This is a genomic window from Xanthobacter autotrophicus (assembly GCF_029991245.1).
GTDB classification, from domain to species: Bacteria; Pseudomonadota; Alphaproteobacteria; order Rhizobiales; family Xanthobacteraceae; genus Xanthobacter; species Xanthobacter autotrophicus_C.
Map to the genome: position 1 here is coordinate 1 of NZ_JAIVFO010000125.1, position 13,814 is coordinate 13,814.

Annotated in this window: 13 protein-coding genes and 3 pseudogenes; 7 read left to right on the top strand and 9 right to left on the bottom strand. The window is 67.3% G+C overall.

Translation table 11 applies throughout. The features are described from left to right. Positions 1 to 119 precede the first annotated feature (119 nt). From K9U41_RS17730 to K9U41_RS17740, 3 genes are read left to right on the top strand one after another with little or no spacing between them, the layout of a single operon-like run. A complete protein-coding gene (locus tag K9U41_RS17730; protein WP_282642204.1) occupies positions 120 to 1,331 on the top strand; it encodes a tyrosine-type recombinase/integrase in 1,212 nt (403 codons plus the stop codon). Continuing rightward, positions 1,328 to 2,290, top strand: coding sequence for a tyrosine-type recombinase/integrase (locus K9U41_RS17735; RefSeq protein WP_282642205.1), 963 nt, complete (start codon positions 1,328 to 1,330; stop codon positions 2,288 to 2,290). Before K9U41_RS17730 ends, K9U41_RS17735 begins: the two co-directional genes overlap by 4 nt. After that, the gene (locus K9U41_RS17740) at positions 2,283 to 3,293 is read left to right on the top strand and encodes a tyrosine-type recombinase/integrase (RefSeq protein WP_282642206.1); all 1,011 of its coding nucleotides are present in this window, start codon (positions 2,283 to 2,285) and stop codon (positions 3,291 to 3,293) included. Before K9U41_RS17735 ends, K9U41_RS17740 begins: the two co-directional genes overlap by 8 nt. On the opposite strand, the gene tnpC is transcribed toward K9U41_RS17740, so the two are convergent. The 5 genes and pseudogenes from tnpC to K9U41_RS23870 all read right to left on the bottom strand — a co-directional run bounded on the left by tnpC (position 3,192) and on the right by K9U41_RS23870 (position 6,420). Then, a complete protein-coding gene (gene tnpC, locus K9U41_RS17745; protein WP_349237857.1) occupies positions 3,192 to 4,712 on the bottom strand; it encodes an IS66 family transposase in 1,521 nt (506 codons plus the stop codon). The two genes, K9U41_RS17740 and tnpC, sit on opposite strands and share 102 nt — an antisense overlap. 2 nt (positions 4,713 to 4,714) lie before the next feature. Continuing rightward, a pseudogene (gene tnpB / locus K9U41_RS17750) lies at positions 4,715 to 5,111 on the bottom strand (IS66 family insertion sequence element accessory protein TnpB). Continuing rightward, on the bottom strand, positions 5,108 to 5,548 hold the full coding sequence (gene tnpA, locus K9U41_RS17755; protein WP_282642208.1) for an IS66-like element accessory protein TnpA: 441 nt from the start codon (positions 5,546 to 5,548) through the stop codon (positions 5,108 to 5,110). The pseudogene tnpB and the gene tnpA overlap by 4 nt, the downstream one beginning before the upstream one ends. A gap of 111 nt (positions 5,549 to 5,659) precedes the next feature. Further along, positions 5,660 to 6,013, bottom strand: a complete 354-nt coding sequence (locus tag K9U41_RS17760) for a type II toxin-antitoxin system PemK/MazF family toxin (protein ID WP_282642209.1) — start codon at positions 6,011 to 6,013, stop codon at positions 5,660 to 5,662. Then, positions 6,010 to 6,420 (bottom strand): antitoxin MazE family protein, encoded by a 411-nt coding sequence (locus K9U41_RS23870; RefSeq protein ID WP_349237858.1) that lies wholly within the window; start codon positions 6,418 to 6,420, stop codon positions 6,010 to 6,012. Before K9U41_RS23870 ends, K9U41_RS17760 begins: the two co-directional genes overlap by 4 nt. Before the next feature lie 143 nt (positions 6,421 to 6,563). Between K9U41_RS23870 and K9U41_RS17770 the strand changes: the two genes are divergently transcribed. Beyond that, positions 6,564 to 6,884 (top strand): integration host factor subunit alpha, encoded by a 321-nt coding sequence (locus K9U41_RS17770; protein ID WP_282642211.1) that lies wholly within the window; start codon positions 6,564 to 6,566, stop codon positions 6,882 to 6,884. 128 nt (positions 6,885 to 7,012) lie between these two features. Here K9U41_RS17770 and K9U41_RS17775 read toward each other — a convergent pair. The 4 genes and pseudogenes from K9U41_RS17775 to traA all read right to left on the bottom strand — a co-directional run. Then, positions 7,013 to 7,410 (bottom strand): annotated as a pseudogene (locus K9U41_RS17775) (transposase family protein); the annotation flags it as partial. Next, entirely contained in the window at positions 7,371 to 7,586 is a 216-nt protein-coding gene (locus tag K9U41_RS17780; protein ID WP_282642213.1) for a zeta toxin family protein, read from the bottom strand. The gene K9U41_RS17780 and the pseudogene K9U41_RS17775, both read right to left, overlap by 40 nt. A gap of 2 nt (positions 7,587 to 7,588) precedes the next feature. Continuing rightward, positions 7,589 to 7,846: a hypothetical protein gene (locus K9U41_RS17785; RefSeq protein ID WP_282642214.1), complete on the bottom strand. Its 258-nt coding sequence runs from the start codon at positions 7,844 to 7,846 to the stop codon at positions 7,589 to 7,591. Positions 7,847 to 7,860: 14 nt separating this feature from the next. Then, positions 7,861 to 12,477, bottom strand: a complete 4,617-nt coding sequence (traA, locus tag K9U41_RS17790) for a Ti-type conjugative transfer relaxase TraA (protein ID WP_282642215.1) — start codon at positions 12,475 to 12,477, stop codon at positions 7,861 to 7,863. A gap of 212 nt (positions 12,478 to 12,689) precedes the next feature. Between traA and K9U41_RS17795 the strand changes: the two genes are divergently transcribed. The 3 genes and pseudogenes from K9U41_RS17795 to K9U41_RS17805 all read left to right on the top strand — a co-directional run. Next, positions 12,690 to 12,974 (top strand): TraC family protein, encoded by a 285-nt coding sequence (locus K9U41_RS17795; protein ID WP_282642216.1) that lies wholly within the window; start codon positions 12,690 to 12,692, stop codon positions 12,972 to 12,974. Beyond that, the gene (locus tag K9U41_RS17800) at positions 12,967 to 13,206 is read left to right on the top strand and encodes a conjugal transfer protein TraD (RefSeq protein ID WP_282642217.1); all 240 of its coding nucleotides are present in this window, start codon (positions 12,967 to 12,969) and stop codon (positions 13,204 to 13,206) included. The genes K9U41_RS17795 and K9U41_RS17800 overlap by 8 nt, the downstream gene beginning before the upstream one ends. Positions 13,207 to 13,214: 8 nt before the next feature. Next, positions 13,215 to 13,814: pseudogene (locus K9U41_RS17805) on the top strand (Ti-type conjugative transfer system protein TraG); the annotation flags it as partial.

Consider the following 13,814-nt stretch of genomic DNA (forward strand, 5'->3'; position numbering starts at 1 on the left):
CGCCGGCGCCGCTCCACCGAGGTAATCACCTCCACCCGCGACAGGGTCATATGACTACTCCTAGGATTACCCCTAGGACTCACGTCATCGCCCAAACTCCGCAAGGCGGCCCTCGCCGGATGGGTACCGCTTGGCTGGAGGATAGCGTTCTTCAGCCCTATGTTTCGCGATATGGGGCACACCTGCGCCGCGGGCGGTATGCCCCAAGCACCCAGCGCATTTATTTGTGCTGCGTTGCGCACTTCGCCCATTGGCTGACCGGGGAGCGGTACGGTCTGAACGCAATCGGCGAGGCCGTCGTCGCCTGCTTTCTGTCGGAGCATATGCCGGCTTGCGCTTGCCCCTATCCGGTCCGCCGATTGCGCCACGAGTTGCGAGCCGCACTCGCCCGGTTGTTGGAAGTGTTGCGGGCCGATGGCGTAGGGACGCTAGATCCGGCCTTGGACTCCGTCGTTTCGCAAGAGTTGGCGCGTTTCGACGCCCACATGCATGATGTCTGGGGCCTGGCAGACACCACCCGCCGGCGGCGCGGTCGGGTTGTCGGCGAGTTTCTGCTCGCGCATTTCGGCGATCAGCCGATCACGATGTCGACGATCGGTGCCGCATCCGTCCGGCGTTTTGTTATCGGCGAGCAGGGGCGCAGCGCTGGCTCCATCGGCGTGATCGGCGGCGCCATTGGCTGGTTCCGCAGCATGTCCGGCGATCGGGTCAGCGAACTGGCGGCCGCCATTCCGCGGGCGGCCCACTGGCGATTGGCGTCCTTGCCGGAAGTGCTCACCGACGCCGAGATCGACGAACTGCTGCGATCGTTCAATCAATCCTTTCCGTCGCGCCGGCGAGCTTATGCGATGGTGCGGTGTTTGATCGATCTCGGCCTGCGAAGCAGCGAGGTCGTCAAGCTACGCCTCGAAGACATCAACTGGGCCGACGGCACGATCACCCTCGTCGGAACCAAGAGTCGGCGCGCCGATGTCCTTCCCTTGCCCGCTGCGACCGGCAGCGCGATCGCCGCCCATCTGCGTAAGGAGCGGCCCCAGACATTGAACCGGGCCATATTTGTCCGCCACGTCGCCCCGTACGATGAGCCGATTGAGAAGGGCGCCGTCAAGCGAGCGGTTGTGGCAGGCTACCGAAGATGCGGATGGACCCGCACAGGGGTTCACATTCTCCGGCACAGCATGGCCAGCCGGCTGCTGCGCACCGGCGCGCCGATGAAGGATATCGCTGACGTCCTGCGGCACCGCTGCCTCGATACGTCGGTGATCTACGCCAAGGTCGATCTGAACCGGCTCACCGCCGTCGCCTTGCCCTGGCCGGGGAGCGCGTCATGACCGAGGTGCGCACTATGCTCTCACTGGCCGAGGATTACCTGACCGAGCGCCGCGCCTTGGGGTTCGACCTGCGGATTCCGGGCGACCAGATCACCGCATTCGCCCGCTTCGTCGACGAGGCGGCCCATACCGGCCCGCTGACGACCCGCATCACACTGGATTGGGTGCAAGGTCAGGCGAAGCACGCCGCGCCGTTTTCCTGGGCGCGACGCCTGGATGTCCTTCGACCATTCGCCAGGTATCTGACGCGGCTCGATCCAGCCACCGAGTTCCCGCAGACGGCAATCTTTGGCCGCTCCCATCGTCGCCTGGCGCCACACATCTACTCGGAGCAGGAGATCTGCGATCTCCTCGCCGCCGCCAGGCGCCTTGCCCCGTATGGTGGATTGCGACCAGCCACCTACGAGACGATTTTCGGGTTGATCGCCGCCACCGGCCTGCGCCTTTCGGAAGCGCTCCACCTGCAATGTGGTAACGTCGATCTCGGTCAGGGCGTCCTGACGGTCCGGAACACGAAGTTTCGTAAGTCCAGACACGTGCCCATGCACGCGACCGCGGTGGCGGCATTGGATCGCTACATGGCCGTGCGGGCGCGTCACGGCGCCACCAACCAGGACTCATTTCTATTCCTCTCGTCGTCGGGCGGGCCGCTGCCGACGCGGACCATCCATTGGGTGTTCCAGAAGCTGAGAGCCGAACTCGCCTGGACGGCGCGCGGCGCCTACGCCCAGGCGCGCATCCACGACCTGCGCCACACCTTCATCTGCCGCCGCGTCCAGCTTTGGCATGAGCATGGGGCCGATATCGACAACGCCATGGCTGCGCTCTCGACCTATGTCGGCCATGCCAAGGTGTCCGATACCTATTGGTATCTGACGGGCATCCCGGACCTCATGGCGGTCACGGGCAAGCGCTTCGAGCTCTTCGCGGCAGGCGTCGGAGGGGATCACCATGCCTGATCCGATCCCGACGCCGTCCTTCTCCACCTTGCTCCAGCGCTTCTTCGTCGAGCATCTGGGCCGCCAGCGAGCCGTCAGCCCCCGAACGATCGCCGCTTACCGCGACACGTTCCGACTGCTGCTAAGCTTCGCCGAAGTCAAGATCAGCAAGTCGCCGGCCGCATTGGCGTTGGTCGATCTCGACGCCAGACTGATCCTGAGCTTCCTCGATCATCTTGAGAAGGAGCGCAACAACGGCGCGCGCAGCCGCAACGCCCGTTTGGCGGCGCTTCGGTCCTTCCTGAAGTATGCCGCCCACCACGATCTTACCGCGCTCCACGTGATCGAGCAGGCGCTGGCCATCCCGATGAAGAGGTTTGACAGACCCGTGCTTGGGTTTTTGTCACGCCAAGAGATGCAGGCGATCCTCGAGGCGCCGGATCCTCGAACGTGGGCGGGCCAGCGAGATCGAGCACTTTTCAGCCTGATGTACAACACCGGTGCACGAGTGTCGGAGGCCATAGGCTTGCGCGTCGGTAACGTCGTCATCGACGGCTCCTCGGTCGCGCACCTGCACGGCAAGGGGCGCAAAGAACGAAGCGTGCCGCTTTGGCGATCAACCGCATCGCTGATCCGGGCCTGGAAGCGCCAGATGGAGAACGCCGGTGATGACAAGTTCCTGTTTCCGAACCGGGGCGGAGGAAGGATGGCCCGATCGAATGTTACCCAGCGTCTCGACCTCGCTGTCTCGGCTGCTGCAGAACGACACCCCCAACTCGCGCACCGATCAATATCGCCGCATACTATCCGCCACACCACGGCGATGCATCTCCTTCAGTCGGGCGTCGACATCACCGTGATCGCCCTCTGGCTGGGCCACGAGAGCCCCGCCACGACGCACATGTACTTCGATGCCGATCTCTCAATGAAGGAGCGCGCCCTCAATCGGTTGCAGCCAATCGGAGCGCGCCCCGGGAGGTATCGTCCCCCCGACCAACTGATGCAGTTCCTTCAAAGCCTTTGAATTATGCGCAGTTCGTCGCGCGCGAGAAGTCGTCGATGAATAAGTCCCGCAGGCGCTTTCCGCAGGTGAACTGCGCATAATCAGGTGCTGCGCATAATTTCGGGTCAGCGCCAGGGGCCGGATCGACCGCTCGACGATGTTGTTGTCCAGCTCGACACGGCCGTCGTCGAGGAACAGGGTCAGCCCCTGCCAACGCGAGAGGGCGTAGCGGATCGCCTCGGCGAGCTTGGTCTTCTGGCTGATCAACGCCAGCTTCGCCCGCAGCCACGGCTCGAGGGCGTTGATGATCGGCCTGCTCTTCTCCTGGCGCGCGGCCCGGCGCTCATCCGGGGTCCGGCCGCGGATCGCAGCCTCGACGTGGTAGAGTTCGGCGATGCGTTGCAGGGCCTCGCTGGCGATCGGCGCGGGACCGCTCTGGGCAAGCTCGTAGAAGCGCCGCCGCGCATGCGCCCAGCAGAACGCCAGGTTCACGGCGTTGCGTCCGGCCAGTGCCTTGTAGCCACCATAGCCATCGACCTGCAGGATGCCGCTGAAGCCGTCGAGGTGGGCGACGGGCCGCTCGCCCTTGCGGTCCGGAGCATAGACATAAGCGACGGCGGGCGGATCGGCGCCGACCCAGAGCCGGTCATCTCGGGCATAGGCGAAGAGCTGCCCGGTCTTGGTCCGGCCGCGGCCGGGATCCAGCACCGGCGCCGTGGTCTCGTCGGCGAACAGCTTGGGCGAGGTCTTCAGCACCGCCAGCAGCCGGTCATGCACGGGCCGCAGCAGGAAGGCCGCCCGCCCGACCCAGTCCGCCAGCGTCGAGCGGTCGAGCGCGATGCCCTGCCGTGCATAGATCTGGGCCTGGCGGTACAGGGGCAGATGGTCGGCGTATTTCGAGACGAGGACATGGGCGACGGTTGCCTCCGTCGGCAGGCCGCCCTCGATCAGCCGTGCCGGCGCCGGGGCCTGCACCACCACGTCCGCGCAGGAGCGGCACGCATATTTCGGCCGCCGCACCGCCAGGACGCGGAACTGGGCGGGCACCATGTCGAGCCGCTCGGCCACATCCTCGCCGATGCGGTGCAGCTTGCCGGAACAGCACGGGCAGATGTCGCTCTCGATATCGACCACGGTCTCGATCCGCGGCAGATGGGCGGGCAGAGCCCCGCGGTTCGCACGGCGCTTCGCGACCCGCTCCGCCTTCTCGGCCGGCCCCTTCTCCTCGGACGCGGCGAAGCCGGCGGCCTCGACCTGCTCGGCCTCTTCCAGCGCCAGCAGCAACTGGTCCTCGGGCAGGCTCTCCGCCCGCCGGCCGAAGCGGTGGCGCTGCAACTCCTTGATGATCTGGCGCAAGCGCTCGATCTCCGCGTCCCGCGCGATCAGCATCGCCTGGAGCGTCTCGGGATCGCGGGGAAGCTCGGTGGAGAGCGAGGCCATGATCAAGATAGAATCATATTCGCCGGGAGCCGGTGAGCCTCTTCAACTGGCGGCGACCGGGGTCGTCGTACGCTGTGCCTCGTGCACCCGCCGCCAGTCGAGCCCCTCGAGCAAGGCCTGGAGCTGGGCCGATGTCAGCTGCAAGATGCCGTCGGTGATCTTCGGCCAGCGGAACGCACCGTCCTCCAGCCGCTTCGCCACCAGCACAACCCCGGTGCCGTCCCAGAACACCAGCTTCACCCGGTCGGGTCGCTTGGCCCGGAACACGTACACGGTGCCGGAGAACGGATCGGCGCCCATGGTCTCACGCACCAGTGCCGCGAGGCCCTCCGCCCCCTTGCGGAAGTCCACAGGCCGGGTCGCCACCATGACCCGGACCGCGCCGGTCGGGCCGATCATGATCTGGCCTTCAGCGCGCCGATCACCGCCGCGATGGTGGCCGGCGAGGCCCCGTTCTCGATCCTCACCCTGACCCCGGCGACGTCAACCTCGATGGCCGCCGCCCGGCGTTGCCGGCCACGCCGCTTCGGCTGTGACGGTGGGGCGGACGGCTCAGATGCGGGAGCCGGTTCCGGCGCGACCACGGCCGGCACGAACGCCGGGATCATCTCGCTCGCCTTACGCGCCTCCCGGCGCCACGTGAACAACTGCTGCGGCGACAATGCATGGCGCCTCGCTACGGCACTCACCGTGGCACCAGGCTCGAGGCTCTCGGCGACAATCCGCGCCTTGTCCTCGGGAGCCCACTCCCGGCGGCGCCCCACTCCGGTGAAAACCTCGAACCGCCGGACCGGCTCTTCGGCGCTCGATTTAAGCGTAAGCTCTGAAATCGTCATATGCCCAAGCCCTCCAGGCTCGGAACATCACCCCCTCAGCCGCGCCGACGAAAAGTGGGGTCAGGACGCCGCTTACGAAGCTGTAGCGGGAGAGGACTGCTCACGCCGGTTCTATGACCGCCGCTTCGCCCCAGAAGTTGCGGCCAATCCGAGGAAGACCACGATGGCCCGGTTGAGGCGCAGGACATCCTCATCGTCCAGGCGCCCGATGCGCGTCCCGACCTTGGATTTCGGGACGGTGGTGATCTTGTCCACCATCAGGCGGCACGTGGTCCTGAGCCCGTTGCGCGCGTTGGGCGCCACGGGAAGACGAAACAGTGGTGCCTCGGTCTCGTCGGTGGTGAAGGCGCAGATGGTGATCGAATCCGTGGCGTCAAAGGTATCATCCTGCACGATGACGACGGGACGCGGCTTGCCCGCATAGTCCTTGCCGCCGGCGACGGTCCAGATGTCGCCGCGCCTCATTCATCACCCCAATCCGATACCGCATCGATGAAGGCCTGATCCCCACCGGCATGAGGGCTCGTCGCAACGGCCAGCGACTGGCGATGCGCCTCCGACCGGAAGGACGGTGCGCGCACATCGGGCACCCAGATCTGGATGGGCCGCAAGCCCTGGGACCGCAGACGGGCGCGATAATCCCGGACCTTCACGCGGGAGGACTTGGGCGTCGATGCCGTGGGCACGTGGTTGGACCTCGCCATGGTTACATGTAACCTAGCAGGAAGGCCCGCCTGCAACCAGCGCTTTCGATGCGGAGTGGTTCGAACTGCACCATCGACGAGAACGCAAATGGCCGCCCGCCGCCCTGCCGTTTTAGGCACCTTTGCATTGACCTTCCCGCGTGTGCATAGCTCGTTTGCGAGGAACATTGCTCACCGATACAGGGGCGCGCAAAAGCGTGGCGTTTGTCCTCATATCCATGGGTCCTGCTCCGCTGAAATCGATCGGGGTCTGGTGCCCCCCGGGGTGGTGGGTTGCGGAGTTGCGTGAGTTTTCTGGGGCTGGAGGACAAATGGCCGGTCGGACCATAACGCGGATGGATCTGTGTGAGGCGGTCTATCAACAGGTGGGACTGTCTCGCATCGAGTCCGCCCGGTTCGTCGAAATCGTCCTGAAGGAGATCGCCGACTGCCTCGCCCGCGGCGAGACAGTGAAATTGTCGTCCTTTGGCTCCTTCGTCGTCCGCGAGAAGGGTCAGCGCATCGGCCGCAATCCCAAGACCGGGCAGGAAGTGCCCATCGAGCCGCGCCGAGTGATGGTCTTCAAGCCGTCGAGCATCCTCAAGCACCGCATCAACGGCACACCTTCGGACGAGGCGGCCGACGAGGATTGATATGAACTCCTTCAGGCACGGCGGTGTGGCCGGAAGGAACTGCAGCTTTCGTTCAAAACCTACTGCGAAGAAGCTCCTTTTCAGAAGACACACCACGCTCTCGATCCAAGCCTATGCCTCCTCGCATGGCCGCGGCGCCGCACCACCCGCAGCAGGATGTCATTGCTGACCGGCAGCATCAGCCTGCGGGCAAAGCTCGCCGCGGGCCGTCCACCCAGCGCCAGCCCCAGGTGGTGGACGATGTGGTCGAGCCGGGCGGTCCGCCGCGCCCACGGCGCCAAAACCTTATCGTCGAAGCGCTCCGCAAAGACGCGCAGCCGCAGAGCACCGTGTCGCAGTGGAAACGCCGCGCCCGGACGACGAGCCGAACCGGTTTGCCCGCCATCGGCAGATCCGCCAGATGCCGATGATAGCGACTGTGTATCCGCTCCGACGTTCTCCCGCATCCCGGGCACGAACTCGCCTTGCCAACCGCGCGAACCGCAATCAGCGTGCCCGTGCTGTCGCTGCTGACATCGTCCAGCACGAATCCGCCGTCAGCACAGCGGTCTTGCCCGACCCCGGCTGGCCTCCGAGGAGGATCAGGCGCGGGCGCGCGACAGACGCGAGCTTGTCGGGCAGGTAGTCGCGCATGATGTCGCGGCGGAAGATCTCTTCGTTCCGCTCGGGCGACAGCTGACCGGCGATCGCGTCCGACGACATGGTCAGAACTCCCGCCAGAACAGGCTCTCGTCCCTGACCCAGGGGCCCCAGGTGGCGATGACGGCCTCGCAGTCCTCCACCCGGAGGCAGTGCTGGAGCTCGACGAGGGTGCGCCGGCGGACGCGCAGCGCCTCGGCGGCCTCCGGATCCTCCGCCTCGAGGTCGTGGATCCGGCTCGTGACGATGGCGCGCGCCTGGTTGAGGATCTCGAGCGCGACCTCGGTGCGCAGGACCGCGTCGTGCGGCGTTTCTCGGTCCATGGCCTTCCCCGTCCCTACTTGGTTAATCCTCGAGTTTGATTGATCGTCCGTATCCGCCGCTCGGACAGGATCTTCTCGCCGGCGTCGATCCGGACCGACTGCTGCAGGACGCGCAGCGCGGGACGCAGCGCCTCAAAAGCATCCCGCTGCGCCGGCGGCACGCGCCGCACGGCGTCCGTCTCTCCGCGCGCGATTGCATTTCGTCCAAAGCGCACGTCGAGGGCCTTGCTCACGGCGGCGAATTCCTCCCGGATCTTCGGCTCGAGCTCAAGAACCATGGCGTTCAGGCCGCGCGCATTCGTCTTCGCCTCGGCGCTCAATCGCTCCAGGGCCTGATGCGCCGGCCGGGAGAGACCCGGAATGGCGATCGCCATCAGCCGCCGCTCCTCGGCGATCGCCGCGCGCTCGGTCTCCATCGCCCCGACATAGGCCGAGCCGAGGGTCCGCAGCTCCGCCGCCGCGGCGGGGAGCGCGGCAAGGGCCTCCTTGCGCTCGCGGCCCGTGGCGAGCAGGCGGTCCATCATTCTCCCCGAGCCGCGGACGGTGCCATAAGCGTCGGGCGCATTGGCAATGGCCGCGGCGATGCGCCCGGCCGCGAAGCCTTTGACGATGAGGTCCTCGATCTTCCCGACGGCGGCCGCCGGATCCCGCCAGATGCGCGTCGCGATCGCCCCGAGCCCTGCCCGCTGCTGCCGATAATGAGCGCTGTCCAAGGCCCGCCGCCGCGCCTCGTCCTCCACCGGCTGCCGGAACTCGGTCGCCGCGGCCAGCATGGGCGGACTGGTGGCCGCTGCCTCGCCAGCATACGGCGCCGGCGCGACGATGCGCGAGCGATCCTGCCGCTCCGCCTGGTGCTGCGCGCCGGCGAACCTGTGCACCGACTCGAACAGGGTCTTCAGCTCCGCCCGCTTCTGCGGGTCCATGTCCTCTGGCATGCGAACGGCCATGTTGCGCTCCGCGATGGCGTCGGCTTTTTCGGTGAAGGCGCTCCAGCCAAAGCGCGCGGTCAAGGCCTCGGCGGCGGCCTTGACCTCCTGCACGACCGCACGGTCCTCGGCGGCCAGGGCAGAGGCCGCCTTGTAGGCGTCCGGCCCACCCTGCACGCGCACGGTCTCGATCTCGCCGAGCCGTGCCAACGCCTTCTCCGAGAGGGCGGGCACCGACATCGTCATGGAGGCGCGCCGCCGCTCCTCGCGGATCTCGAAGGATGCCGCGCTTTTCTTGAACGCCGCAGCGTGGCCGCGGGCCAGCGGCACCAGCTGTTCCACAACAGCCTCCAGCGCACCGGCGCGCTCGCGCCGGCCCACGCCATCGCGGAGATGATCGCTGCCGCGCAGCGTGCCAAGCTGCTCCGGGCTCCGGGCGATGGCCGCGCCGAGCGCCCGCGAGTCGGCCTTCGGCGACGTGGCCAGATCGTGGAGCTTCGCCATCGCGGCATCCGGATCGCGATAGATCCGCTCCAGCACCGGCCTGAGCGCCCCTTCCCTCTCCTTCACGGCCGGCGACACAAGCTGAGCCCGGCGCGCATCTTCCTCCACCGACCGTGCGAACCGCGTTACCGGCGCGAGCAGATGGCGACCCTCCCCGGCCGACACCTGCGGAGGCGGCGCCTGGGCGCGCATGTCGTTATAGGCGACGCCACGTTCGCGGGCGATCGCAAAGCCCAGGGCGACGCTCGCCCGCTCCCACAGCCGCGCCAGCTCGCCCCTCTTTTCGGCCAGCCACGCCAGCTGCCGCGCCGCGCCCTCCTCCATCCCGGCCGCGGCCTCCGCGAGTTGGTCGATGCCGCGCAGCCGCGCGAAGTCGCGGGCGTGCGCCTGGTAGGAGGGCTCGCTTTCGTAATCGAGCGTGGTGGTCTTCGCACCGGATCGCGACAGACGTTCGACGAGCCCGGCGAACACCTCCAGCCGGTGGCTGTCTCGTGCGAGCCGATCTAGGCGAACGGCGGCGGTTTCGATCCGCCCGGCCCGCCAGACGTTGCGCTCGACGACACGGTCCTCGAACCGCTTCTGTCCGGTTTCCTCATCGACGATTGGCAGCTTCAGGGTGACGGTCTCGACGCCGTCCTTGCGCAGCAAGACGGTATCACCGACCCCAACCCCCGCCTTCTCCAGCGCGGCGGGCAGACTCGTGCCCCATAGCCGACGGGTGGACCCGTCGTCGGTCCGCACATCCGCGAACGGGCTCAGCGCGACATCCTCGCCGTCGCGGAACTTGGCCCGGCCTACCGCCACGAGCGCGCCGGTGACGCCGGCGGCGTGATCGACGCGGGCCTTTCGTCCCCATTCGCTCCTCGGTTCGAAATCCTCCTTCGCCGCATAGAGATCCGCCCGATCACGGTGCCGGCTCATCCCCACATAGGTCAGATGCTGGTCCATCATGCCGGTGACGAGCACGAAGGTCCGGTCCACCGTCGCGCCCTGCGCCTTGTGGATCGTGGCCGCATAGCCATGGTCGACATTGCGGTAGGTGTCGTCGCCAAACACGACCTCGCGCCCATTGTCGAGACGCACCGACAAGAGCGTTCGGCCGCGCTTGTCCGTGGTCGACGTCACCGTGCCGAGCATGCCGTTCTTGACGCGCTGCGGGCCGAGATGCGTCGCCCGCGGCTCCACGAACCGCGCGTTTTCGAGGAACATGATCCGGTCGCCGGCGGCGAATTCGCGCGTCCCGCGCTCGGTGGCGAACGTGCGGCTCTGTGTCAGCACACCGTCGTCGATCAGCACCTTGCGGAGGGCCTCGTTCAGGCGTTTCACATCGTCATTGGTATGGGCGAGCACGAGCAGCTCATCCCCGCGAACGGGTTGCGGATCTCCACCAGCTGGCGCCTTGGTGGCGAGCGCGCGGCGAGCCTCGGTCCAGTCGGCAACGATCCGGCCGACGGCGTCCGCGCGCGTCGCGGTCTCGACAATATGGCCATGCTGCGCATAGGCATCGAGCGCTGTGGCGACCTCGGCGCGCGCGAACATCCGGGACGCTTCGCGCGCCCACGCGTCGCGCTGGCGGCGCACACCGGCGAGCTCGGCAAAGCCGATCCGCTCCACGATCGCCCTGAAGGCCGCGCCCGCCTGGATCGGTTGGAGCTGCATGGCGTCGCCCACCAGGACGACCTTCGCCTCGGCGGCCTCGGCCGCCTTCAGCACCCGCGCCATCTGCTGCGACGACACCATCCCGGCCTCGTCGACGACGAGCACGTCGCCGCGCTTGAGCTGGTCGCGCCCGTTGGTCCAGGCCAGTTCCCAGGACGCCAGCGTGCGCGATGCGATGCCCGAGCTGTCCTCCAGGCCCTCGGCCGCCTTGCCCGCCAGCGCGGCCCCGACCACGCGGCGTCCGTCGCGTTCCCAGGCGACGTGCGCCGCGGCGAGCAGGGTGGACTTGCCGGCGCCGGCGAGCCCGACCACGGCGGCGATCGCCGCATCCGAGGTGACGTGCCGCACCGCATCGACCTGCTCCGCGTCGAGCTTGAACGGCTTGTCGGGGTCTCGGGTCTCAACGGCTTCGATCGCGGCGGTAACGCGCGCGGGGCCGACACCGAAGCCATCACGTGCCGCGAGCGTGAGTGCGGAGCGCGCCATGCCGTGCTCGACACGCAGCATGTCGCGCGTCGTGAAGACTGCGGGCTCCAAAGCCCGCCCGGTCTCGGGATCGAGCTGCTGCGGGCGCAGCGTCACCAGATCGGGCGACGCCATCAGGCGGGCCCGGATGTTGGCGAAATCGTCCGGATCGTCCACATAGCGGTGGAGCGCGCGGGCGATCTCGCGTTCGTCGAAAGTGGATCGCTCGTTGGCGAGCTGCTGCAGGAGCAGCCCCGGATCGGCGGCAAGGCGATCGGCCATGTCCTGCCTGCGGGCGAGCTCCGCCGGCGCAAGAAACATCGCACTGCCCTTGCGCGCCATCGCTGCCTTGGCAGGCCCCAGGTGCCTCTGGGCGATCCCGTCACGGCCCTGCTCGGCATAGGAGCGTCCGTCGAGGCGGATGTCGTAGCCCGCCAGCGCCAGATGCCGATTGGCCGTCTCCGCCCAGGCGAGCTTCCATGCCTTCATCGTCTCGTGGTCGCCGGCCCACAGCCGATAGACGATCTTGCCGTTCGGTCGATCGGGCGTGACGACGCGCAGCGGCCTGCCATCCTCCCCGAGCACCGCCACCTTCTTCGGGCCAAACCCGTCCTCCGCGAGCGGCCGCAGCGTCATCATCAGGTGGACGTGCGGATTGCCGTCCTTGTCGTGATAGACCCAGTCGGCAATCATGCCCTTCGAGGTGAAGGTCTCCCGCACGAACGCGCGCATCAGCGCGATGTTCTCGCTTCGGCTGAGTTCCTCCGGCAACGCAATGATCAGTTCGCGGGCGAGTTGCGCATCCTCCCTTTTCTCGAACGCCTCGACCGCATTCCACAGGACCTCGCTGGCGGCGGCGACGCTCTTTCCTCCGATGGCCGCCTCAAGCCAGGCCGGCAGCTGCTGCGGAAGCGCCAACTCCTCATGCACCAGCTCGGAGGCCCCGCCCTCATAGCGGAAGCTGGTGCCGCCCTTCTCGTCCGTCATCCGGGTGCGGTGACGATAGGCGGCGGCCGAGACGACCGAGCGCCCCGTCCCGCGGCTGATCACCTGCGCTCTGACGAACATGATGGCCACTGCCGTCGTCGCTCCCACCAGGCACGTCGCGCCAGCGACGTATATTGCGCCCTCAAACAGATCGGACCGCTGGGCCGATGCCGCTTCAAACGGCTGGCCCTGCGGGGGACCGCCGCCAGTGAGCCAGTTGGCTCATGATGAAATTAGCCTATTTAACTGCCTTATACGAGTCGATATAATCGACCTGTTTCGAGTTGAGGTGAGGTCCATTAATGCGCGGAAAATCGTCACTTCCCGAGATCGATGCCCAGATCGAGAAGCTGCGGGAGCGTCGGAAATTTCTGATAGTCAAAGCCGGGGAGCGCTTCGCCCGGGCCGCCACGAAGGCAGGCCTGGTGGAGATGGAAATCCCCGACGAGGAACTCGACGCCATCTGCGAGGAGATCGCCGCCCGATTTCGCAAGGCGGAAAAAGGGAACGCCGGTTCACCTGCCGCTGCGACGGATCGATCGGGAGCTCGTTCGGTGGGCGCGACGGCGAAGGGCCACCATGAGTGAGGTCCGCCGACGCGACGCACTTCAGAAAATTCTGCTCGGCGCCCTGGTGGTCCGTGCCGGACTGGCGGAAGCCGACCGGGCGTTTCTGCTGGGTGCGCTGATCGAAGCGGGCCGCATCGCGGTCGGCTCAAATGAGCACGAGCGGCTGAAGGCAATCGGACTGGAGGCGTTCAAGTGGCAGCCGATGGAGGACGCACCGGCGCCGGATCAGGAAAGTGAAGTGGCGCCGTGAAGCGACGATTGAACCCGAGCCTGCTGCTGGTTGTCGTGCCGATCGCCGTCACCGCCCTGACCGTCTATGTCACCGGCTGGCGATGGCCGGATCTCGCCGTCGGAATATCCGGCAAGGTGGCCCATTGGTTCCTGCGAGCTGCACCGCTCCCTGCCCTTCTGGTCGGCCCCCTCGTCGGGCTCGGGACCGTCTGGGCGCTGGCGATGCATCGGCGCCGGCCGATCGCGATGGCGACGCTGCTGTGCTTTCTCGGCGTGGCCGGACTCTATGCCCTGCGCGAATATGATCGCCTCGCCCCCTTCGTTGAGAGCGGCGCCGTCACCTGGGACCGTGCCCTCTCCTACCTCGACGGCTTCGCCGTAGCCGGCGCGATTGTCGGATTTCTCGTTGTCGCCACGGCGGCAAGGATTTCGGTGCTCGTCGCCGATCCGGTCAAGCGCGCCAAGCGCCCGACCTTCGGCGATGCGGACTGGCTGCCCATGGCTGCGGCGGCGCGGTTGTTTCCCGCCGATGGTGAGATCGTGGTCGGCGAGCGCTATCGCGTCGATCGGGAGATCGTGCATGAGCTGCCGTTCGACCCCGCGGACCGCGCGACCTGGGGCCAGGGC

Coding starts and splice junctions, on each gene's coding strand:
- K9U41_RS17730 (WP_282642204.1), top strand. CDS start 120: ATGGGTACCGCTTGGCTGGAGGATAGCGTTCTTCAGCCCTATGTTTCG.
- K9U41_RS17735 (WP_282642205.1), top strand. CDS start 1,328: ATGACCGAGGTGCGCACTATGCTCTCACTGGCCGAGGATTACCTGACC.
- K9U41_RS17740 (WP_282642206.1), top strand. CDS start 2,283: ATGCCTGATCCGATCCCGACGCCGTCCTTCTCCACCTTGCTCCAGCGC.
- tnpC (WP_349237857.1), bottom strand. CDS start 4,712: ATGGCCTCGCTCTCCACCGAGCTTCCCCGCGATCCCGAGACGCTCCAG.
- tnpA (WP_282642208.1), bottom strand. CDS start 5,548: ATGACGATTTCAGAGCTTACGCTTAAATCGAGCGCCGAAGAGCCGGTC.
- K9U41_RS17760 (WP_282642209.1), bottom strand. CDS start 6,013: ATGAGGCGCGGCGACATCTGGACCGTCGCCGGCGGCAAGGACTATGCG.
- K9U41_RS23870 (WP_349237858.1), bottom strand. CDS start 6,420: ATGTTCCTCGCAAACGAGCTATGCACACGCGGGAAGGTCAATGCAAAG.
- K9U41_RS17770 (WP_282642211.1), top strand. CDS start 6,564: ATGGCCGGTCGGACCATAACGCGGATGGATCTGTGTGAGGCGGTCTAT.
- K9U41_RS17780 (WP_282642213.1), bottom strand. CDS start 7,586: ATGTCGTCGGACGCGATCGCCGGTCAGCTGTCGCCCGAGCGGAACGAA.
- K9U41_RS17785 (WP_282642214.1), bottom strand. CDS start 7,846: ATGGACCGAGAAACGCCGCACGACGCGGTCCTGCGCACCGAGGTCGCG.
- K9U41_RS17795 (WP_282642216.1), top strand. CDS start 12,690: ATGCGCGGAAAATCGTCACTTCCCGAGATCGATGCCCAGATCGAGAAG.
- K9U41_RS17800 (WP_282642217.1), top strand. CDS start 12,967: ATGAGTGAGGTCCGCCGACGCGACGCACTTCAGAAAATTCTGCTCGGC.